Origin of the sequence: Streptomyces tateyamensis, from assembly GCF_003205575.1 — a bacterium.
Taxonomy (GTDB): Bacteria; Actinomycetota; Actinomycetes; order Streptomycetales; family Streptomycetaceae; genus Kitasatospora; species Kitasatospora tateyamensis.
Genome location: NZ_PYBW01000027.1, coordinates 43,345 through 61,620 on the forward strand (window position 1 = coordinate 43,345; position 18,276 = coordinate 61,620).

General features: G+C 72.5%; 20 protein-coding genes. 6 read left to right on the forward strand and 14 right to left on the reverse strand.

Going from position 1 to position 18,276, the window contains the following annotated elements:
* Positions 1-56: 56 nt before the first annotated feature.
* From C7C46_RS08460 to C7C46_RS08520, 13 genes are all read right to left on the reverse strand, one after another.
* On the reverse strand, positions 57-1,067 hold the full coding sequence (locus C7C46_RS08460; protein WP_110667358.1) for a ScbA/BarX family gamma-butyrolactone biosynthesis protein: 1,011 nt from the start codon (positions 1,065-1,067) through the stop codon (positions 57-59).
* Between the two features lie 318 nt (positions 1,068-1,385).
* Entirely contained in the window at positions 1,386-1,616 is a 231-nt protein-coding gene (locus C7C46_RS08465; protein ID WP_110667360.1) for an acyl-CoA carboxylase subunit epsilon, read from the reverse strand.
* A gap of 11 nt (positions 1,617-1,627) precedes the next feature.
* Entirely contained in the window at positions 1,628-3,232 is a 1,605-nt protein-coding gene (locus C7C46_RS08470) for an acyl-CoA carboxylase subunit beta (RefSeq protein WP_110667362.1), read from the reverse strand.
* Between the two features lie 44 nt (positions 3,233-3,276).
* Entirely contained in the window at positions 3,277-4,077 is an 801-nt protein-coding gene (locus C7C46_RS08475; protein ID WP_110667364.1) for a 4'-phosphopantetheinyl transferase family protein, read from the reverse strand.
* A complete protein-coding gene (locus C7C46_RS08480) occupies positions 4,074-4,532 on the reverse strand; it encodes an acyl carrier protein (RefSeq protein WP_110667366.1) in 459 nt (152 codons plus the stop codon). Before C7C46_RS08480 ends, C7C46_RS08475 begins: the two co-directional genes overlap by 4 nt.
* A gap of 175 nt (positions 4,533-4,707) precedes the next feature.
* Complete coding sequence (locus C7C46_RS08485) at positions 4,708-5,652, reverse strand: aromatase/cyclase (protein ID WP_110667367.1); 945 nt, start codon at positions 5,650-5,652, stop codon at positions 4,708-4,710.
* A gap of 71 nt (positions 5,653-5,723) precedes the next feature.
* Positions 5,724-6,506, reverse strand: coding sequence for a 3-oxoacyl-ACP reductase FabG (gene fabG / locus C7C46_RS08490; RefSeq protein ID WP_110667369.1), 783 nt, complete (start codon positions 6,504-6,506; stop codon positions 5,724-5,726).
* A gap of 99 nt (positions 6,507-6,605) precedes the next feature.
* Positions 6,606-6,869, reverse strand: coding sequence for an acyl carrier protein (locus C7C46_RS08495; RefSeq protein ID WP_110667371.1), 264 nt, complete (start codon positions 6,867-6,869; stop codon positions 6,606-6,608).
* A gap of 55 nt (positions 6,870-6,924) precedes the next feature.
* Positions 6,925-8,139, reverse strand: coding sequence for a ketosynthase chain-length factor (locus C7C46_RS08500; protein ID WP_110667373.1), 1,215 nt, complete (start codon positions 8,137-8,139; stop codon positions 6,925-6,927).
* A complete protein-coding gene (locus C7C46_RS08505; RefSeq protein WP_110667375.1) occupies positions 8,136-9,407 on the reverse strand; it encodes a beta-ketoacyl-[acyl-carrier-protein] synthase family protein in 1,272 nt (423 codons plus the stop codon). Before C7C46_RS08505 ends, C7C46_RS08500 begins: the two co-directional genes overlap by 4 nt.
* A gap of 41 nt (positions 9,408-9,448) precedes the next feature.
* Positions 9,449-10,927: an MFS transporter gene (locus tag C7C46_RS08510; RefSeq protein WP_110667377.1), complete on the reverse strand. Its 1,479-nt coding sequence runs from the start codon at positions 10,925-10,927 to the stop codon at positions 9,449-9,451.
* 36 nt (positions 10,928-10,963) lie between these two features.
* Positions 10,964-11,704, reverse strand: coding sequence for an SDR family NAD(P)-dependent oxidoreductase (locus tag C7C46_RS08515; RefSeq protein ID WP_110667379.1), 741 nt, complete (start codon positions 11,702-11,704; stop codon positions 10,964-10,966).
* A 2-nt stretch (positions 11,705-11,706) separates the two neighbouring features.
* Positions 11,707-12,123 carry a nuclear transport factor 2 family protein gene (locus C7C46_RS08520; protein ID WP_110667381.1) on the reverse strand — a complete coding sequence of 139 codons (417 nt, stop codon included), beginning with the start codon at positions 12,121-12,123 and terminating at the stop codon, positions 11,707-11,709.
* 211 nt (positions 12,124-12,334) lie between these two features.
* Between C7C46_RS08520 and C7C46_RS08525 the strand changes: the two genes are divergently transcribed.
* Together C7C46_RS08525 and C7C46_RS08530 are read left to right on the forward strand one after the other, a co-directional pair.
* A complete protein-coding gene (locus C7C46_RS08525) occupies positions 12,335-13,063 on the forward strand; it encodes an SDR family NAD(P)-dependent oxidoreductase (protein WP_110667383.1) in 729 nt (242 codons plus the stop codon).
* A 47-nt stretch (positions 13,064-13,110) separates the two neighbouring features.
* Positions 13,111-13,542 (forward strand): nuclear transport factor 2 family protein, encoded by a 432-nt coding sequence (locus tag C7C46_RS08530; protein ID WP_110667385.1) that lies wholly within the window; start codon positions 13,111-13,113, stop codon positions 13,540-13,542.
* A 72-nt stretch (positions 13,543-13,614) separates the two neighbouring features.
* Here the strand turns inward: C7C46_RS08530 and C7C46_RS08535 are convergent, their stop codons facing one another.
* Positions 13,615-14,118: a flavin reductase family protein gene (locus C7C46_RS08535; RefSeq protein WP_110667387.1), complete on the reverse strand. Its 504-nt coding sequence runs from the start codon at positions 14,116-14,118 to the stop codon at positions 13,615-13,617.
* 287 nt (positions 14,119-14,405) lie between these two features.
* Here C7C46_RS08535 and C7C46_RS08540 point away from each other — a divergent pair, with 287 nt between their 5' ends.
* The 4 genes from C7C46_RS08540 (at position 14,406) to C7C46_RS08555 (ending at position 18,241) form a co-directional block, all read left to right on the forward strand.
* Positions 14,406-15,464: an LLM class flavin-dependent oxidoreductase gene (locus C7C46_RS08540; protein ID WP_110667389.1), complete on the forward strand. Its 1,059-nt coding sequence runs from the start codon at positions 14,406-14,408 to the stop codon at positions 15,462-15,464.
* 47 nt (positions 15,465-15,511) lie between these two features.
* Entirely contained in the window at positions 15,512-16,003 is a 492-nt protein-coding gene (locus tag C7C46_RS08545) for a hypothetical protein (protein ID WP_110667391.1), read from the forward strand.
* 323 nt (positions 16,004-16,326) lie between these two features.
* A complete protein-coding gene (locus C7C46_RS08550; protein WP_425470042.1) occupies positions 16,327-17,748 on the forward strand; it encodes a multicopper oxidase family protein in 1,422 nt (473 codons plus the stop codon).
* Between the two features lie 49 nt (positions 17,749-17,797).
* Positions 17,798-18,241, forward strand: a complete 444-nt coding sequence (locus C7C46_RS08555; protein ID WP_110667395.1) for a nuclear transport factor 2 family protein — start codon at positions 17,798-17,800, stop codon at positions 18,239-18,241.
* The last annotated feature ends 35 nt before the right edge of the window (positions 18,242-18,276 follow it).

Genomic DNA, 18,276 nt, shown 5'->3' on the forward strand with positions numbered 1-18,276 from the left:
CAGGTCCGGCAGCCGCCAGTCCGTCGGCCACCGGGTCCGGCAGCCGCCAGGGGGTGTCAGGCGCGGGCGCGATCGCGGTCGGCGCCCTTGGTGAAGACGGCGCGGAAGACCGGCTCGCCTCCCTGCTCCCCGGTCACCACGACCGTGGCGGGCGCCGTCGCGGTGGCCGGCTGCGGCTCGGCGGTGATCCAGCAGGGCTCGTCGAGCTCCGCATAGCGGAAGAACTCGATCCCGGTCTGCACCGGAACCAGCTGTTCCGGCACGCTTGACGCGGTGGCGGCCTGGGCGGCGGCCTCCAGGAGCAGCATCCCGGGCACGTGGTCGTTGGGACGGTTGAAGAGCGTGGGGTGCTCGGTGTTCACCCGCAGCTGCCAGCGGCCGAGCTCCTCGGTGGGGGCCAGGAACACGTCGGCCTCCTCGCGCCAGCCCACCGTCTGCGGCGCGACCGCGGGCAGTGCCGGCACCGGCATGCCCAGTGCCGCCATCCGCTCGCCGCGCAGCCGCCGGTAGACCCCCGGGGAGGTGCAGGTGATCCGGCCGCCACCGGCTGCGATCGGCTGCCCGTCGCGCGAGATGACCATCCGGCAGGTCAGGCCGGCCAGCTGGCGGCCGCGTCGCACCACGTCCTCCCAGTGGAAGTCGACCACCAGGTCGGCGCCGCCCGCCTGCTGGGCCAGGCCCGCCTGGTCCATGGCGAACTCCAGGTTCCACATCACGAAGTGCTGCCCCAGCGGGACCTCGAACTCGGTGTGCGCCAGGTAGATCGCGGTCTGCCGCATGGTCTCCGGGACCAGCAGCGCGTGGTGCGTGGTGCGGTGTGCCGGGGCGTAGAAGCGGTGTCCGGCCGCCCAGTGGACGGTGACCTGCAGGTGGGTCTCGCTCAGTCGCCGGTGGCCGGTCGGCAGCACGTCGTGGTGGCTGCTGCGGTGGACCAGCGCCTCGGGCACCGCGGAGCAGGACGAGGCGTCCACGGAGCAGGACGAGGCGTCTACCGCGGGCGCGGTGCGAAGCACGGCGGCGAGGCCGCGGTCAGCTTCGGGACGAGCGAGAACGAACGTGCCGGTCATGTGATCCCCCTTGAGTGGCCACCGGTGCCGCCGCGTCGGGCGCGGCGGTTCAGGACTTGGTGGCGCAACAGCAAGATACAGACGGTACGGTTTTTTTCAAGGGTTTTCTGGCTAGGTGGCCGGAGATAGCTGCAGAAGAGCCAGTGCTGCCACGTCACGGTGATGGCCTGCTCGCTCCGGGTGGCAGGGTGTGCCAACTATCGGACAGCTGCTTTGTCACAAACCGCCACTCCGGTATGGTGTGCCTGAATACTTCGTCAGGTCGACGGCCCGTCAGCCCCACAGGGACTGACGGGCCGTCGGTGGGACCGGCCTCGCTCAGCGGGTGCCGGTCGCACCTGCGGCCAGGCCCTGCCAACTGCGCGGGCCGGGCGCCCGGCCGACCCGCTCGCGGCGCAGCCAGCGGGCCCGGTGCGGGCGGCAGGCGGTGTCCGCCTGCGTACCGGCGCCGGCGGTGGCGGCCCGGGCGAGCAGCACGGCCGTCAGCACGGCCAGCTCCTCGGGGGCCGGCCGGCCGGAGACCACCCGCAGCACGGCGTTGTCGGTCATCTCCGGCTCCTCTACTGCGGCGGGTTGCCGTGCTTGCGGCTGGGCAGGTCGGCGTGCTTGCCGCGGAGCATGGTGAGCGCGCGCACCAGCACCGACCGGGTCTCGCGCGGATCGATCACGTCGTCCACCAGGCCGCGTTCGGCCGCGTAGTACGGGTGCATCAGCTCGGTCTTGTACTGGTGGATCTTCTCCTGCCGGGTCCGCTCCGGGTCCTCGCTGGCGTTGATCTCGCGGCGGAAGATCACGTTGGCCGCGCCCTCGGCGCCCATCACCGCGATCTCGTTGCTCGGCCAGGCCAGCGCCAGGTCGGTGCCGATCGAGCGGGAGTCCATCACGATGTAGGCGCCGCCGTAGGCCTTGCGCAGCACCAGTGAGATCCGCGGCACGGTGGCGTTGCAGTAGGCGTAGAGCAGCTTCGCGCCGCGGCGGATGATCCCGTTGTGCTCCTGGTCCACGCCGGGCAGGAAGCCGGGCACGTCGACCAGGGTGACGATCGGGATGTTGAAGGCGTCGCAGAACTGCACGAACCGGGCCGCCTTCTCGCTGGACTGGATGTCCAGCACACCGGCGTAGCTGGCCGGCTGGTTGGCCACGATCCCGACCACCTCGCCGCCGAGCCGGGCCAGCACGCAGACCACGTTGGGCGCCCAGCCCTGGTGGACCTCGAAGTACTCGCCGTCGTCCACCACCTCCTCGATCACCTTGCGCACGTCGTACGACTGCCCGGGGTCGGTGGGCACCAGGTCCAGCAGCGAGTCGTTGCGGCGCCCCACCGGGTCCTCGCACGGCACGGCGGGCGGCAGTTCGCGGTTGTTCTGCGGCAGCAGCGAGAGCAGGTAGCGCACCTCGGCCAGGCAGGTCTGCTCGTCGTCGTAGGCGAAGTGCGAGACGCCGGAGACGCCGGAGTGCACGTCGGCGCCGCCCAGGCCGTTCTGGCTGATCTTCTCGCCGGTGACGGCCTGGACCACGTCGGGGCCGGTGATGAACATCTGCGAGGTCTCACGGACCATGAAGACGAAGTCCGTCAGCGCCGGGCTGTAGGCCGCGCCGCCGGCGCACGGGCCGAGCATCACCGAGATCTGCGGGATCACGCCGGAGGCGCGGGTGTTGCGCTGGAAGATGCCGCCGTAGCCGGCCAGCGCCGAGACGCCCTCCTGGATCCGGGCGCCGGCCCCGTCGTTGAGCGAGACCAGCGGGGCACCCGCGGCCAGCGCCATGTCCATGATCTTGTGGATCTTCTGCGCGTGCGCCTCGCCCAGCGCGCCGCCGAAGATCCGGAAGTCGTGCGCGTAGACGAAGACGGTACGGCCGTGCACGGTGCCCCAACCGGTCACCACGCCGTCGGTGTAGGGCTTCCTGGCCTCCAGGCCGAAGCCCTGGGCCCGGTGCCGGCGCAGCGGCTCCACCTCGGTGAACGAGTCCTCGTCCAGCAGCAGGGCGATCCGCTCACGCGCCGTCAGCTTGCCCTTGGCGTGCTGGCGTTCGGTGGCCGCCGGGTCGGGGCCGTGCTCGGCCTCGTGCTTGATCATGCGCAGCTCGTCGAGCCGCTCCTGCGTGGTCCAGCGCACCGGTGCGGCGCCGGCCCGGCCGTTCTGGGTCTTCTCGGCTATGGGCATACGTCTGTCTCCTCTGCTGGGATCGATCTGCTGGGCCGGCGCGGTCAGGCCGCGGACGGGGTGCGGGTGGCGGTGGCGCGGACGTGGCCGAGCTCGGGCAGCCGGGCGGCGCCGTCGGCGTAGAGCACCTCGGGCGGCAGCCAGCGGACCGTTGTGGTGGCCGGTTCGGTGCCGACCACGGCGACCGCGGCGTGCCGGAACGGGCCGCCGGGCACGTCGAGCACGGTCCAGCCGGGCGGGCGGCGGGACGGGTCGGCGCCCAGGTAGTCCAGGCCCGGCGCCCGGCTGAGCCCGGTGCCGAGCCCCTTCAGGTAGGCCTCCTTGCGGGTCCACACCCGGCCGAACAGTTCCAGCCGGGCCTCCAGCGGGACCGCGGTCAACTCCTCCTGCTCACCCGGGTGGAGCGCAGGTAGCACCGTCTCCACGGTCCGCGGCCGCGGCCGCAGCTCCACGTCGACGCCCACCGGCACCGGGGCCACCCCGACCATGGCCAGGCCCCGGCAGTGCGAGAGCGAGAAGTGCACCGGCGCCGGCGGGTGCGCGACCGCGGGGCGGCCGTGCGGTTCGGCGCAGCCGGGGCAGGGCTCGCGGGTGAACGCGACCTCCTGCGGGGCGAGGTCGAGGTAGCCGCCGAGCAGCCGGCGCAGCCCGATGTGGGCCGAGCTGTAGGTGACCCGGTCGACCGGTCGGATGAAGGAGGCGGCCCGCCGGTGCTCCGCCGCGTCCAGTTCGGACAGGTCCAGCAGGCCGGCGTCCTCCAGCTTGGGCGGGCGGATCAGCCAGAGGTCGAGCCAGTCGTCCTCGGGCACGGGGGGCACGGGGGTGCGGGGCGTGGGTTCGTTCATATCGAGGCCCGGGGTCCTGAGCGGTCGGTCCGCTCCGGCGGCTGGTGGGCCGGACCGAGCAGCTCGACCAGACGGTCGATCAGCTCGTCGGCGCTGTCCGCGCTGAGCAGGAGGAGCAGGTCGATCTCCACCCGCAGCGCGGCGGACATCCGGCGCTGCAGTTCGAGACCGTGGATCGAGCCGACACCGAGGCTCTTCATCGAGCGGCCGACGGTGTCGATCGCGGGCGCGGACACCGAGAGCACCCGGCCGAGCTCGGCGCAGACGTACTCGTGCAGAAGTTGGTGGCGCTCCACCCGGCCGAGGCGGGCCAGGAGTTCGGGGTCCGGGACCACGACCTCGGCGACGTGCCGCTGGTCGGCCGCCTCGGCCGCCTCGGCCTCCTCGGCCTCCTCGGCCTCCTCGGCCTCCCAGTCCTCCGGGGCCCAGTCGGGCGGAAGGCTTTCGGAGATCATCCCTCGGCCCTCCGGCAGCTGCCGGCGTCGACCGGACGGTGGGGCGGCGAGTCGGACATGGCAGCGGGGCCTTTCGTCGGAAGCGGGGTGGGCGGTGCGGCGGCCGCGGGCCGGTCGGCCCCGGCGGCTCCGGCGGCCGTGGCCGCCGGAGCCCGCGGGGCGTGCCGGGAGCGGATCAGCGCTCGGCTTCGGCGTAGGCCTTGGCGAAGCCCAGGGTGGCCCGGCTGTTGGTGCTCAGCGCGGTGTGCACGTACTCGCGGGCCTCGGCGACTCCGGCCTCGGGGCCGAGGATCTTCGTGATGTTCTCGGCGTTCAGCACGACGGTGTGCTGCGAACTGGCGGCCACGCCGTGCTCGTTCTCCACGAAGGTCCAGTAGCCGGTGTGCAGGGCCATCAGCGCGGGCAGTGTGACCTGCTTGTAGGCGATCCGCTCGTTCGGGAACGTCACCCGGTACGACTTGGTGGTGTGCACCGAGCCGTCCTTGGCCCGGGTGTCCATCTCCAGCACCTGCAGGCCGGGGACGTCCTCGGTCAGCCGCGCCTCGGCGACGTGCGGCAGCCGCTCCGGCCACCGGCCGGCCTCGTTGACGAAGTCGTAGACGTCCTTGGCCGAGCCGTTGATCTGCACGGTGTCCTCGAACGAGAAGAGCAGCTCCTCGCTCGCCTGGGCCTGCTCGATGTTGCGCTTCAGCGCAGCCAGTTCGGAGCGCGAGTTGGTGTCCACCGCGCGGTCGATCCAGTCCAGCTGCTCCGGGTCGTCGTCGACCGCGCGGTAGTCGTGGAGCAGGCGGATCCGGGACTCGGTCGGTGACAGCGCCTCGATCAGCCAGGCGCCGCCCATGGCGGCCACCGGCGGGGCCGAGACCTCCTGGCGGAACTCGATCCGCAGCGCGGCCGGGTCCAGGGTGCGCTTGGAGGTCCAGCTCTTGGCCTCGCCGTTGGCGGTGGCCCAGATCCGGATCCGCTCCTGGTCCGCCGCGGTCTCGACCCGGTCGACGTAGATGGTCGGCGGGAAGATCCGGGGCCAGTTCTCGACGTCGGCGATCAGCCGGTAGATGACGGCGGCCGGAGCCGAGACCAGGATCTCGTGCTCCACCTCGCGCAGGCCGGGCTGCGACATGCTCTGTCTCCTTGGGTGCGGGGTGCGGGGTGCGGGGTGCGGGGTGGCGGGGCGGTGGGGGCGGGGCGGGCTCAGAAGTTGCCCAGGCCGCCGCAGACGTTGAGTGCCTGCGCGGTGATCGAAGCGGCCGTGTCCGAGGCCAGGTAGCCGACCAGGCCGGCCACCTCCTCGGGGGTCGAGTAGCGGCCCAGCGGGATCTTGGCGGTGAACTTGGCCATCACCGCCTCCTCGCTGGTCCGGTAGGCGGCGGCGTAGCCCTGCCGGACCCGCTCGGCCATCGGGGTCTCGACGTAGCCCGGGCAGACCGCGTTCACGGTGATGCCGGTGGGGGCCAGTTCGTTGCCCAGCGCCTTGGTGAAGCCGACCACGCCGTGCTTGGAGGCGGAGTACGGGGCGCCCAGCACCACGCCCTGCTTGCCCGCGGTGGAGGCGATGTTGATGATCCGGCCCCGGCTCTTGTCGCGCATGCCGCCAGTGGTCAGCACCTCGCGGGTCAGCCGGAAGACGCTGGTCAGGTTGGTCTCGATGACGTCGTCCCACAGCTCGTCGGTGATGTCGGCGGTGACCCCGCCGCCGCTTCGGCCGGCGTTGTTGACCAGTACGTCGACGCTGCCGAAGCGGTCCACCGCGGCCTGCACGAAGGCGCGCACCGAGTCGCCCGAGCGCACGTCCAGCACCGCGCCGTCGGCCTCGTGGCCCTCCTCGCACAGCTGCTTGACGGTCAGCGCCACGTTCTCCGCGTTGCGCGCGCCAATGAACACCTGGTGCCCCTGGACGGCCAGCGCCCGGGCGCTGGCCAGGCCGATCCCGCTGGTCGCACCGCTCACCAGCGCCACCCGCTTGTCCTGCTCCATGCTCTCTCCTTAGGTGTCGGGTGCCTGGGGCACCCGGGTGGGTCGTGGGCCGCCGCCGGAGGGCGTCCGGCGGCGGCCGGTAAAAGGACTGACGAAGCCTCAGGCAGCGGCCAGCAGCTGCCCGTTGACCAGCTCGATCAGCTGGCGCGGGGTGTGCACGTCGGTCAGCGCGGTGTCGTCGAGGCTGATGCCGTACTCGCGCTCGATCCGGCCGCCGGTCTCCAGCAGCGCGAGCGACTCGTAGCCGAGCTCCTCGAAGTCGGCGTCCAGGATGTCGCCGTTCAGGTCGACGCCCTCCTCGGCGCCGGCTCCCTCCAGCAGGATCCGGGTCAGGTCGGAACGGGTGAACTGCTGCTCGGACATGTGCTCTTCCTTCATCAAGTGGGTTGACTGCAAAGCGGATCGGGGACCGGGCGGCTCAGTCGGCGGCGCGCACCACGACGGCGGAGTTGAAGCCGCCCTCGCCGCGCGCGACGACCAGCGCCACCCGTACCGCGGCCGGCCGCGGCCGGCCGGTGACCAGGTCCAGCTCGTAGCCCTCGTCCGGCGCCACGTTGGTGGTGGGCGGGATCACGCCGTCGCCGATGGCCAGCAGGGCCGCCGCCAGGTCGAGCGGGGCGCCGCCCGAGGAGAGCCGGCCGGTCATCGTCTTGGGCGCGGTCACCGGGACGCCGCGCGGGCCGAACACGGCGTTGAGCGCGGCCGCCTCGATCCGGTCCAGCTCGGGGACGGCGGCGGCGTCGGCGAACACCACGTCCACCTGGCTGGGCGTCACCTGGGCGTCGGACAGGGCGAGTTCGATCGCGCGGCGCAGACCGCTCTCGCGGCCGCTGCCCGGCTTCGGGTCGAAGGTGGAGCCGTAGCCCGCGATCTCGCCGTAGACCCTGGCGCCGCGGGCGCGGGCCGCCGCGGCGTCCTCCAGGATCAGGATCGCGCCGCCCTCGCCCGGCACGTGGCCCGCGGCCTCGGCGTCGAACGGGACGTAGGCCCGCTCGGGCTGCTCGCTGGTGCTCAGCCGGCCGCCGGCCAGCTGGGCGACCCAGCCCCACGGGCAGACCGTGGCGTCGATGCCGCCGGAGACGATCAGCGGGGTGCCCTTGCGGATCAGCCGCCGGGCCTGCGCGATCGCGTCCAGCCCGCCGGCCTGGTCGGCGACCACCACGCCGCTGGGGCCCTTCATCCCGTTGCGGATGGAGATCTGACCGCTGTTCACCGCGTAGAACCAGGCGAACGACTGGTACGCGCTGACGTGCGAGGCACCCATCGACCAGAGCTTCTTCAACTCGCCCTGGCCGAACTCGAAGCCTCCGGCCGAGCTGGCCGTGACCACGCCCATGTCGTAGGCGGGCAGCTGCTCCGGGTCGACCCCGGCGTCGGCCAGCGCCCAGTCGGTGGCCACCAGGGCCAGCCGGGTCATCCGGTCGGTCTGCGGCAGCAGTCGGCTGGGCAGGTGCTCCGCGGCCGCGAAGCCGGACACCTCGCCGGCCAGTTTGGCCGGGTACTGGCTCGGGTCGAAGCGGCTGATCCGCCCGATCCCGCTCCGGCCGCCCAGGGTGGCGTCCCAGTAGTCCTTGGTGCCGAGGCCGTTGGGCGAGGCGACGCCCAGACCGGTCACCACGACGGACGAGGTCATGAGGAGCTCCTTTCGGGCCGGACCAGCACCATGGCGCTCTGGAAGCCGCCGAAGCCGCTCCCGACGGTGAGCACCGCATCGGTGCGCCACTCCCGGGCGGTCAGCGGCACGTAGTCCAGGTCGCACTCCGGGTCCGGGGTGTGCAGGTTCGCGGTGGGGGGGACGACGTTGTTCTCGATGGCCAGGGCCGAGGCGGCGATCTCGATCGAGCCGATCGCGCCCAGCGAGTGCCCGACCATCGACTTGATCGAGCTGACCGGCACCCGGTAGGCGTGCTCGCCGAGGCTGCGCTTGAAGGCGGCCGTCTCGTGCCGGTCGTTCTGCTTGGTGCCGGAGCCGTGCGCGTTGATGTAGTCGACGGCGTCCGGGTTCAGCCGCGCCTCGGCCAGGGCGACGTTGATCGCCTCGGCCATCTCGGCGCCGTCCGGGCGCAGCCCGGTCATGTGGAAGGCGTTGCAGCGCGAGGCGTAGCCGGCGATCTCGGCGTAGATGTGCGCACCGCGGCGGCGGGCGCTCTCCAACTCCTCCAGCACGAAGACCGCCGAGCCCTCACCCAGCACGAAGCCGTTGCGGGTGCCGTCGAACGGCCGCGAGGCGTGCGCCGGGTCGTCGTTGCGCGGAGTGGTGGCCTTGATCGCGTCGAAGCAGGCCATGGTGATCGGCGAAATCGGCGCGTCGGTGGCGCCGGCGATCATCACGTCCACGGTGCCCTCGCGGATCAGCTCGACCGCGTGCCCGACCGAGTCGATGCCCGAGGTGCAGCCGGTGGACACCACCCCGGCCGGTCCCTGGGCGCCGACCGCCCAGGCCACCTCGGCGCTGAACGAGCTCGGCACCAGGAAGTTGTAGAGGTGCGGGACGGCGTACTGGTGGTCGACCAGGTCGAGCCGGCCGCCGTCGCTGACCACGTTGTACTCGGTGTCCAGCCCGGTGGTGGCGCCGACCGCGCTGCCGATCGTCACGCCGATCCCGTACGGGTCCAGCTCGTCGAGCACCAGTCCGCTGTCCGCCACCGCCTCCCGGGCGGCGACCACGGCCAGCTGCGCGGCCCGGTCCATCCGGCGGATCTCCTGCGGCCCCAGGCCGTGCGCCTGCGGGTCGAAGTCGATCTCGGCGGCGACCCGGGAGCGGAACTGGGCGGGATCGAAGAAGGTGATCCCGCGGGTCGCGGTGCGGCCCTCGCTCAGCAGGTTCCAGAAGTTCTTGGTGCCGATCCCACCCGGGGCGAGCACCCCGATGCCGGTGATGGCCACCCGTCGTGCGGTCATGTCATCTTTCCTTCTCGATTCGGGAAGTTGGTCCGGTGCGGTCACGTGCTCTTGCCACCGCGGGCCGGCGGCTCGCCGGCCGGCAGGCCGAACTGCGCCAGCAGGGCGGCAGCCACCAGCACGGTGGCGGAGCCGAGGAAGACCAGGTGGTAGCCGGCGGTCAGCCCCTGACCGGTGGCGGCGGCGGCGCCGTTGCCGCCGGCCCAGGAGAGCGAGGCGGCCGAGGCCAGGGTGACCAGCGCGGCCAGGCCCACCGAGCCGCCGATCTGCCGGGAGGTGTTCAGCAGTCCGGAGACCAGCCCGGCCTGCGAGGTGGCGACCCCGGTGGTGGCGATCGAGGCCAGCGGGGTGAAGGACATCCCCATGCCCAGGGTGATCAGCAGGCCGGGACCGACCACGCCGGTCAGGTAGCCGCTGTGCGGGGTCAGGGTGGACTGCCACAGGAAGCCGGCCGCGCTGATCAGGGTCCCGGCCACCACCACGGTGCGGGCCGGCAGCACTGCCAGCAGCCGCGGGGTGAGCAGCCGGGCGCTGAGCACCACGGTGACGGTGTGCGGCACGAAGGCCAGGCCGGCCGACAGCGGTCCGTAGCCGAGCACGCCCTGGACGTACAGCGACATGAAGTACCACATGCTGAAGAAGGCGGCCCCGGTGCCGAGCACCGTCAGGTTGACCGCGGCCACCGTGCGCGAGCGCAGCAGGCGCAGCGGCAGCAGCGGGGTCCCGGTGGTGCGGGCCTGCACGGTCAGGAAGGCGGCGATGGCCAGGGCCCCGAGCGCCATCGGCACCAGCGCGGCCGCGCCGGTCCAGCCGTGGGCGCGGGTCTGGATCACGCCGAACTCCAGCAGCGACAGGCCGCCGGTGACGGTCAGCACGCTCAGCACGTCCAACCGCTGCTTCTGCTCGCTGCGCTGGTCGGTCAGGTAGACCGAGGCCAGCAGGATCAGCCCGGCGCCGATCGGCAGGTTGATCAGGAACACGTAGCGCCAGGAGAGCGCGGAGGTGAGCACCCCGCCCAGCACGTTGCCGACCGCGCCGCCGGCCGCACCGACCGCGCTCCAGGTGCCCAGGGCCTTGGTGCGGCGCGGGCCGGCCGGCAGCGTGGTGGTCAGGATGGTCAGGGAGGAGGGGCCGATCGCGGCGGCCCCGGCGCCCTGCACGAAGCGGGCCGCCACCAGCATGCCGGGTGAGACCGCCAGGCCGCAGGCCAGGCTGGCCAGGGTGAAGGTGGCCAGCCCGAGCAGGAAGATCCGCCGGCGGCCGAACACGTCGACCGCGCGGCCGCCGAGCAGCAGCAGGCCGGCGACGGTGACCGCGTAGCCGTTGACCACCCAGGGCAGTCCGGTGGCGGAGAAGTGCAGGGCGGCGCCGGTGGAGGGCAGCGCGACGTTCACCACGGCCGCGTCGAGGACGACCAGGAACTGACCCAGGCAGGCCAGGGCGACGATGAGGAAGTCGGGGGCGACGCGCGGCGCGGCGACGTCCGGTGGGGCGGACGCGGCAGGCAGGGCCTGGGTCATCCGGGGGGCTCCTTAGCTCGGTCGGTGGATCGTTGGTCAGCGCAGGTGGGTGCCGCCGTCGACGAGCAGCACCTCGCCGGTGGTGTAGGCGGCCCGGGCCAGCGCCAGCACGGCCTCGGCCACGTCCTCGGTGGTCCCGACCCGCTGCAGCGGGGCCTGGGTGGAGACCCACTTGCGGGGCTCGGTGAAGTCCGCCGTCCAGGGGGTGTCGATCAGGCCGGGCGCGACCGCGTTGACCCGCACGGCGGGGCCGAGCGAGGCGGCCAGCAGCCGGGTCATGTGGTTGATCGCGGCCTTGCTGACGGCGTAGGGCACGGAGCTGCCGGCCGGGCGGCAGCCGGCGATCGAGGAGATGTTGACGATCGCGCCCTGGCCGGTGGCCTCGAGGTGCGGCACGGCGGCCGTGGTGACCTGCCAGGTGCCGATCACGTTGACGTCGAGGATCTCCCGCCAGACCTCGCCGTCGGCGGCCGCCAGGTCGCCGTGCGGGATGATCCTGGTGGTGCCGGCGTTGTTGACCAGCAGGTCGAGCCGTCCGAGCTGCTCGACGGTGCGCTCGACCAGCTCGCGGGCCTGCTGCGGGTCGGCCACGTCGCCCTGCAGGTAGACCGCGCCGGGCAGTTCGGCGGCCACGGCCTGGCCGGCGGCCACCGAGCGGGCGGAGTTGACGACCACTCGGTAGCCGGCCGCGGCCAGCCGCCGGGCGACGGCCTCCCCGATGCCCGAGCTGGAGCCGGTGACCAGGGCGACCGGGCCGGTGGCAGCTGTCTCGGTCATGGTCAGGCCTCGCGGACGTCGTCGCGGCGGACCGTGCGGACGTGGTTCAGCAGTCGGCCGTCCACCCGCACCAGCAGGTCCTCGACCAGGCAGCTCGGCTCCCAGCTGACGCTGCCGTCGGCTGCGGTGGCGCTGGTCAGCGCGGCGTAGCGGGTGCGGACCGCGCCGTCCTCGGCCGCCTCGACGGCGAGCATGCCGAACCAGTGCCGGCGGACCACGCCGGCCGCGCGGGTCTTCTCGACCCCGCGCTTGGTGGCCAGCGCGATCTCGGTCCGGGTGTCCACCCGGTTGTGCGGGTGGTGGACGAAGCTGCCGTCCAGGGTGAAGGTCTCGGCGAAGGCCTCGGCCTCGCCGTTGTCCAGGCTCTGCATCTGGTGCGCATAGAACTGCTGGATCTCGAAATAGAGCTGACTGTCCATCAGGGGCCGCCTCTCGATGGGCCGTTGATCTTCGGCGTGGCGCCCCACCGGGGAGGGCGGGGCGGCCACTGCTCAGGAATGTTCGACGGCACCGCTGTTGCGGGTCTGGAACCGCCCTGGAGACCAGGTCCAGGTGTCCGCGAGGCGTCCTCCAGTGCTGGGCGGGAGGTTCCGCGCACTAGCACCGGACCGTCGACACCAGGAGAAGACCGTGGAGTTGCAGGGAAAGACCGCCGTTGTCACGGGCGGCACCAGGGGGCTGGGGCGGCAGATCGCGGAGGCCTTCCTGCGCGCGGGCGCCCGGGTCGTGGTGGCCGGCCGGGACCAGGAGCCGGTGCGCGACCTGCTGGCGGCCGGCAGCGACGTCCGGTTCCACCGGGTGGACGTGACCGACGACGAGTCGGTGGAGCAGCTGCTGGCCGACGCCGCCGCCGAGTTCGGCGGCCTGGACGTGGTCGTGGCCAACGCCGGGGTGAGCCGTCCGGGCCGGGTGGCGGCGCTGGCGGTCAAGGACTGGGCCGAGACCTTCGAGACCAACGTCAACGGCACCTTCCGCACCGTGCGCGCGGCCGCCGGCCGGCTGGCCGAGGGCGGCCGGATCATCACGCTCTCCTCGGCGATGGGCAGCCGGGTGGCGCCGGGCGCCTCCGCCTACTGCGCCTCCAAGGCCGCGATCGAGATGCTCACCAAGGTCGCCGCCGTCGAGCTGGCGGAGCGCGGAATCACCGTCAACTGCCTGGCGCCGGGCATCATCGACGAGGGGATGGGCCGCCAGCTCACCGCGAACACCGTGGTCTGGGAGAAGTACCGGGCCAAGCTGGCCGCCGGCCGTCCCGGCTCGGGCGCCGAGGTGGCCGCGGCGGCGGTCTTCCTGGCCTCGCCGGCCAGCTCCTACGTCAACGGCCACGTGCTGGAGGTCAACGGCGGGCTCGACTGGTAGCCGCCACCCGCACCGCCCCACCCCCACCCGCAGCCGAGGAGCCGCACATGACGATCACCGACATCCCCACCGAACTCCACTTCGAGGTGGAGCTGTTCTACGCCCGCCAGCAACACCTGCTGGACGGCGGCGACATCCCGGGCTTCACCGCCGCGTTCACCGAGGACGCCGTCTTCGCGGTCCGCCCGGCGGCCCTGCTGACCGGCCGTCAGGCGATCGGCGAGGCGATGAGCGGCCTGGTCGCCAGGTTCGCCGCCGACGGGATCACCCGGCACCACTGGTTCGGCATGCGCCACCTGACGCACACGGCCGACGGCGCGCTGCGGGTGGTCTACTACGCGATGGTCTCGCACACCGCCGCCGACGGCTCGGTCACCCGGGAGCCGAGCAGCGTGGTGGTGGACGAGCTGGTGCGGGCCGGGGACGGCGGCCTGCTGGTCGCCTCCCGCACCATCACGCCGGACACCGTGCCCGGCTGACCCGCCCCCACAACGCCGGTGGCCCTTCCCGATCGGGAAGGGCCACCGGCGTTGTGGGGCGAAGAGGCCGGCTCAGGAGACCGCGGCCAGCTGCGGTCCCCAGCTGCTGTACCGGCGCTTGAAGTACATCAGCGGCGCGCGGTGGAACACCTGGGCGCCCTCGACCCTGGCGATGAAGATCCAGTGGTCGCCGCCCTGCACGGCATCCACCACCCGGCACTCGGCGGCCGCCAGCGCGATGTCCGCGAGCACCGGCGCGCCGTCGGCCACCGCCGACGGCCGCCAGTCGACGGCCGCGAACTTGTCGTTCTCCTTGCCGGCGAAGACCCGCGAGGCGTCCTCCCCGGCGGCGGCCAGCACATTCACCACGAAGGTGCCGGAGGCGGCGATCGCGGGCAGTGTCTGGGACTTCTTGTCGACGCAGATCAGCAGCAGCGCCGGGTCGGCGGACACCGCACAGACCGCGTTGCAGGTGAATCCGCGGGGCTCGCCCTCCTCGTCCAGTGCCGTGATGATCGACACCGAGGTGGGGAACGAACCGAATACCTCGCGGAAAAGATCGGGACCAATCGCCATTTCGACTCACCGTCATTGTGGTTTTGGGCGGGCGGGTGCGTGGGTCCGTGCTCCGCGTCCTGGTGGGACTGGGTGTACACGGCCTCGCAGCACGGTCGCGAGTGCTTCTGGATTCGCCCTACCGCCGCACTGGACCGGGCTTCCGGCGGCCTTTCCGGCGCCTGCCCCGAAAGGCTCCAGGGCCTCTCCAGAAGCCTTCCAGCGGATCACCGCAGTCTGCCGTATCGGCAGGCCGCGCGGACACGACCGGCACGGCACCCGACGTATGGAAGAAGGCGAAGCGCAGCATGGAATTTGGTATTACGTTCTTCCCGACCATCGGCCCCGACGACCGGCCCGCGGACCAGTACTTCGACGAGTGCCTCGCGCTGGCCGAACTCGCCGACGAGCTCGGCCTGCACCACGTGCGCACCGTCGAGCACTACTTCTTCGAGTACGGCGGCTACAGCCCGGACCCGGTGACCTTCCTGGCGGCCGCCGCCGCCCGCACCCGGCGGATCCGGCTGGGTACCAGCGCGGTCATCCCCGCCTTCACCCACCCGGTCAAGCTGGCCGGCAAGCTGGCCATGCTGGACAACATCTCGCACGGCCGCCTCGACGTCGGCTTCGGCCGAGCCTTCCTGCCCGACGAGTTCGAGGCCTTCCAGGTCCCGATGGACGAGAGCCACATCCGTTTCCAGGAGGGCATCGAGGCCTGCAAGCGGCTCTGGTCCGAGAAGGCCGTGGTCTGGGAGGGCACCCACCACCGCTTCGGCCCGGTCACCCTGCTGCCCCGCCCGGTCCAGCAGCCGCACCCGCCGGTGTACGTGACCACCGCGCGCAGCCTGGAGTCCTGCGAGGCGGCCGGCCGCAACGGGCACAACCTGCAGATGGTCGGCGCGATCCTGACCAGGGAGCAGATCCAGGAGCGCCTGGCGGCCTACCGCAAGGCCTGGGTCGAGGCGGGCCACGAGCCCGGCGCCGAGCGGGTCCAGCTCTCCTACCCGGCCTTCCTGTCCGAGGACGCGGACCAGGCGCTGCGGATCGCGACCTACGACGAGGGCAAGGGCGGCGAGCGGATCGGAGCCGCCGTCAGTTCCTGGAGCAGCCGGACCAGCCAGGCCTACCCGGGCTACGAGAAGCTCGCCGACCAGGCCCTGCGCCCGACGGTGGCCGACAAGATCCGCGACAACAAGGTGCTGGCCGGCACCCCGCAGCAGGTCTGCGAGCAGCTGGCGCAGATCTCCGAGTGGTTCGGCAACGACGTGATCATCAGCGTCGCCGTCCACTCCGGCCAGCTGTCCTTCGAGGACGCCGAGCGCACCGTGCGCCTGCTCGCCGAGCAGGTCGCGCCGAAGTTCCGCTGACCGCAGCCCCCTCCACCACTCCGTTCCAGAAAGGTCCAACCACCATCATGCTCACCAGAATCACCACCCGGACCGGCGCGGCCGTCCTCGCCGCCGTCGCCGTGGCCGCCCTCGCCACCGGCTGCGGCTCGGGCACCAAGTCCGACAAGGCCGCCGACAAGCCCACCGCCGCCGCCCCGCAGCTCAGCCCGGTCGGCAAGTGGAACGTCCAGGTGCAGACCTCGCTGCCGTCCAACGGCTCGGCCGTGCTGACCTTCAAGCAGGACGGCAGCCTGGAGCAGGCCGGCTCGGACACGCTGCCCGGCACCGGCTGGTGGCAGCCGGGCAAGCAGCCCAACCAGTACACGCTGGAGGTGGTCATCCCGCTCACCGACCACACCACCAAGGCGCCCACCGGCACCATCCGCGGCATCGAGACCGTGACCCTGGACGGCGAGAAGCTCACCGCGAGCGGCACCGCGGCCATGTTCGACCTCCAGGGCAAGCAGCTGAAGACCTTCGACCTGAGCAGCCACGCCGACAGCAAGCTCTCCTCCTGACCGTTCGTGCCCACCGCGGCCGACCGTGGTGGGCACGAACGGGCACGACCACCCGGACCCCAGGGAGAACCCCCATGACGCACACCGAGCGCACCCGGCGGGCCTTCTTCGGCGCGGCCGGCGCGGCGGCTCTGATGGGCGCGGCGGCCTGCGCGTCTCCGCTGTGGCGCGGCGGCTCGGCCCCCGCCTCCACCGGCCCGAGCCCGCACTGGGGCCGGACCGGAAACGCCAACCTGACCACCGAACTGACCAGCGGGTTACACCAGTTGGCCAGCGAGCTGACGCTGCCCGAGCCGTTCCGGCGGCCGCTGCCGATCCCGGCGGTGCTCAAGCCCACCCGCTCCGACGCCGAGGCGGACCACTACGAGATCACCCAGACCCGGGGCCGGGCCGAGATCATCCCCGGCCTGCAGACCGAGATCTGGGGCTACAACGGCACCTTCCCCGGCCCCACCGTCGAGGCGACCCGGGGCCGGCGGACCGTGGTCACCCACACCAACCGGCTCCCGGTGCCGACCGTGGTCCACCTGCACGGCGGCCACACCCCGCCGCAGAGCGACGGCTACCCGACCGACTACCTGACCTCGGACGAGTCGCTGGCCGCCGCGGCGTCCCCCGCCCCCGCCATGTCGATGGCTCCGGGCAGCGGCATGCCCGGAATGGCCATGCCGCCGGACAAGGAGGCCCGGGTCGAGCACGGCTCGCGCAGCTACGACTACCCGAACGACCAGCGCGCGGCCACCCTCTGGTACCACGACCACCGGATGGACTTCACCGGGCCGAGCGTCTACCGGGGCCTGGCCGGCTTCCACCTGGTCCGGGACGAGGAGGAGGCGGCGCTGCCGCTGCCCAAGGGGCCTCGGGAGATCCCGCTGATGATCTGCGACCGGGCCTTCAACGCCGACGGCTCGTTCCAGTACCCCTCGCTGGATCCGACGCTGCACCAGCACCCCGGGGTCCAGGACCAGGCCATGCAGGGCGTGCTGGGCGACGTGATGCTGGTCAACGGCGCCGCCTGGCCGCAACTGGAGGTGGACACCGCGCGCTACCGGTTCCGGATCCTCAACGCGTGCAACGCCCGGGTGATGCGGCTGGCACTGCAGGGCCCGGGCGGCGCCCGGCCGATCGTCCAGATCGGGTCGGACGGCGGCCTGCTGGCCGCCCCGATCAGCCACCGGGAGCTGGTCGTCGCCCCGGCCCAGCGGTTCGACGTGGTGGTCGACTTCAGCGGCTACCGGGTCGGCGACGAGATCACCCTGCTGAACCTGGCCGGGGCCGGCTCCGCCGGCTCGGTGATGCGGTTCAAGGTGACCCGCACGGTCACCGACACCGCCTCGGTGCCGGACCGGCTGGCCGCGGTCGAGCCGCTGGACCCGGCGGCCGCGATGACCCGGCGCACCATGGACTTCCACCGCTACGACGCGGGCTGGTTCATCAACGGCCACCCCTTCGACCCGGCCGTCTCCGAGGCCGACGTCCGGCGCGGCAGCACCGAGCTGTGGACCCTGGTCTCCGACTACCACCACCCGGTGCACATCCACCTGATCCAGTTCCAGGTGGTCTCCCGCGACGGCGGCAAGCCCGGGCCGTACGACGCCGGTTGGAAGGACACCGTCTTCGTCAACGGCGGCGAGAAGGTGGAGGTCATCGCGAAGTTCGACGGCGAGCCCGGCCGGTACATGCTGCACTGCCACAACCTCGAGCACGAGGACATGACCATGATGGCCAACTTCCGCGTGGTCTGAAGAACATGACGAACCAACACCACAGCCCGAGACCGCCCAGGAGTGCCGGATGACCCAGCAGACCGACCAGCTCGACACCACCCGCCAGGCCGTCACCTACTACCAGGTCCAGCAGTTCTACGCCCAGCAGATGCGCCTGCTGGACAGCGGCGAGGCCGAACGGTGGGCCGACACCTTCACTGAGGACGGCGTCTTCCACCAGAACGTCGACCCGGCGCCGCTGGCCGGCCGGTCGGCGATCGCGGTCGCCGCCCGGCGCCGAATCGAGACGATCAAGTCGGACAGCCTGACCCGCCGGCACTGGCTGGCCATGCTGGAGGTGGACGAGCAGCCGGACGGCCGGGTGCGCACCCGCTACTACGCGATGGCGATGGCCACGCCGGCCGGCGGCCGGCTGGAGGTCTACGTCAGTACGGTCAGCGAGGACGTGCTGGTGCGCAGCGGCGACAGCTGGCTGGTCGAGCACCGGTACGTGGTGCACGACGGTCGCTGAGCCGCCCGCGGGCAACGAGGAGCGGCCGTACCCCG

Bases quoted from the DNA above. Each gene is read 5' to 3' on its own strand.
- C7C46_RS08460 (WP_110667358.1), bottom strand. From the start codon at position 1,067: ATGACCGGCACGTTCGTTCTCGCTCGTCCCGAAGCTGACCGCGGCCTC.
- C7C46_RS08465 (WP_110667360.1), bottom strand. From the start codon at position 1,616: ATGACCGACAACGCCGTGCTGCGGGTGGTCTCCGGCCGGCCGGCCCCC.
- C7C46_RS08470 (WP_110667362.1), bottom strand. From the start codon at position 3,232: ATGCCCATAGCCGAGAAGACCCAGAACGGCCGGGCCGGCGCCGCACCG.
- C7C46_RS08475 (WP_110667364.1), bottom strand. From the start codon at position 4,077: ATGAACGAACCCACGCCCCGCACCCCCGTGCCCCCCGTGCCCGAGGAC.
- C7C46_RS08480 (WP_110667366.1), bottom strand. From the start codon at position 4,532: ATGATCTCCGAAAGCCTTCCGCCCGACTGGGCCCCGGAGGACTGGGAG.
- C7C46_RS08485 (WP_110667367.1), bottom strand. From the start codon at position 5,652: ATGTCGCAGCCCGGCCTGCGCGAGGTGGAGCACGAGATCCTGGTCTCG.
- fabG (WP_110667369.1), bottom strand. From the start codon at position 6,506: ATGGAGCAGGACAAGCGGGTGGCGCTGGTGAGCGGTGCGACCAGCGGG.
- C7C46_RS08495 (WP_110667371.1), bottom strand. From the start codon at position 6,869: ATGTCCGAGCAGCAGTTCACCCGTTCCGACCTGACCCGGATCCTGCTG.
- C7C46_RS08500 (WP_110667373.1), bottom strand. From the start codon at position 8,139: ATGACCTCGTCCGTCGTGGTGACCGGTCTGGGCGTCGCCTCGCCCAAC.
- C7C46_RS08505 (WP_110667375.1), bottom strand. From the start codon at position 9,407: ATGACCGCACGACGGGTGGCCATCACCGGCATCGGGGTGCTCGCCCCG.
- C7C46_RS08510 (WP_110667377.1), bottom strand. From the start codon at position 10,927: ATGACCCAGGCCCTGCCTGCCGCGTCCGCCCCACCGGACGTCGCCGCG.
- C7C46_RS08515 (WP_110667379.1), bottom strand. From the start codon at position 11,704: ATGACCGAGACAGCTGCCACCGGCCCGGTCGCCCTGGTCACCGGCTCC.
- C7C46_RS08520 (WP_110667381.1), bottom strand. From the start codon at position 12,123: ATGGACAGTCAGCTCTATTTCGAGATCCAGCAGTTCTATGCGCACCAG.
- C7C46_RS08530 (WP_110667385.1), top strand. From the start codon at position 13,111: ATGACGATCACCGACATCCCCACCGAACTCCACTTCGAGGTGGAGCTG.
- C7C46_RS08535 (WP_110667387.1), bottom strand. From the start codon at position 14,118: ATGGCGATTGGTCCCGATCTTTTCCGCGAGGTATTCGGTTCGTTCCCC.
- C7C46_RS08540 (WP_110667389.1), top strand. From the start codon at position 14,406: ATGGAATTTGGTATTACGTTCTTCCCGACCATCGGCCCCGACGACCGG.
- C7C46_RS08545 (WP_110667391.1), top strand. From the start codon at position 15,512: ATGCTCACCAGAATCACCACCCGGACCGGCGCGGCCGTCCTCGCCGCC.
- C7C46_RS08555 (WP_110667395.1), top strand. From the start codon at position 17,798: ATGACCCAGCAGACCGACCAGCTCGACACCACCCGCCAGGCCGTCACC.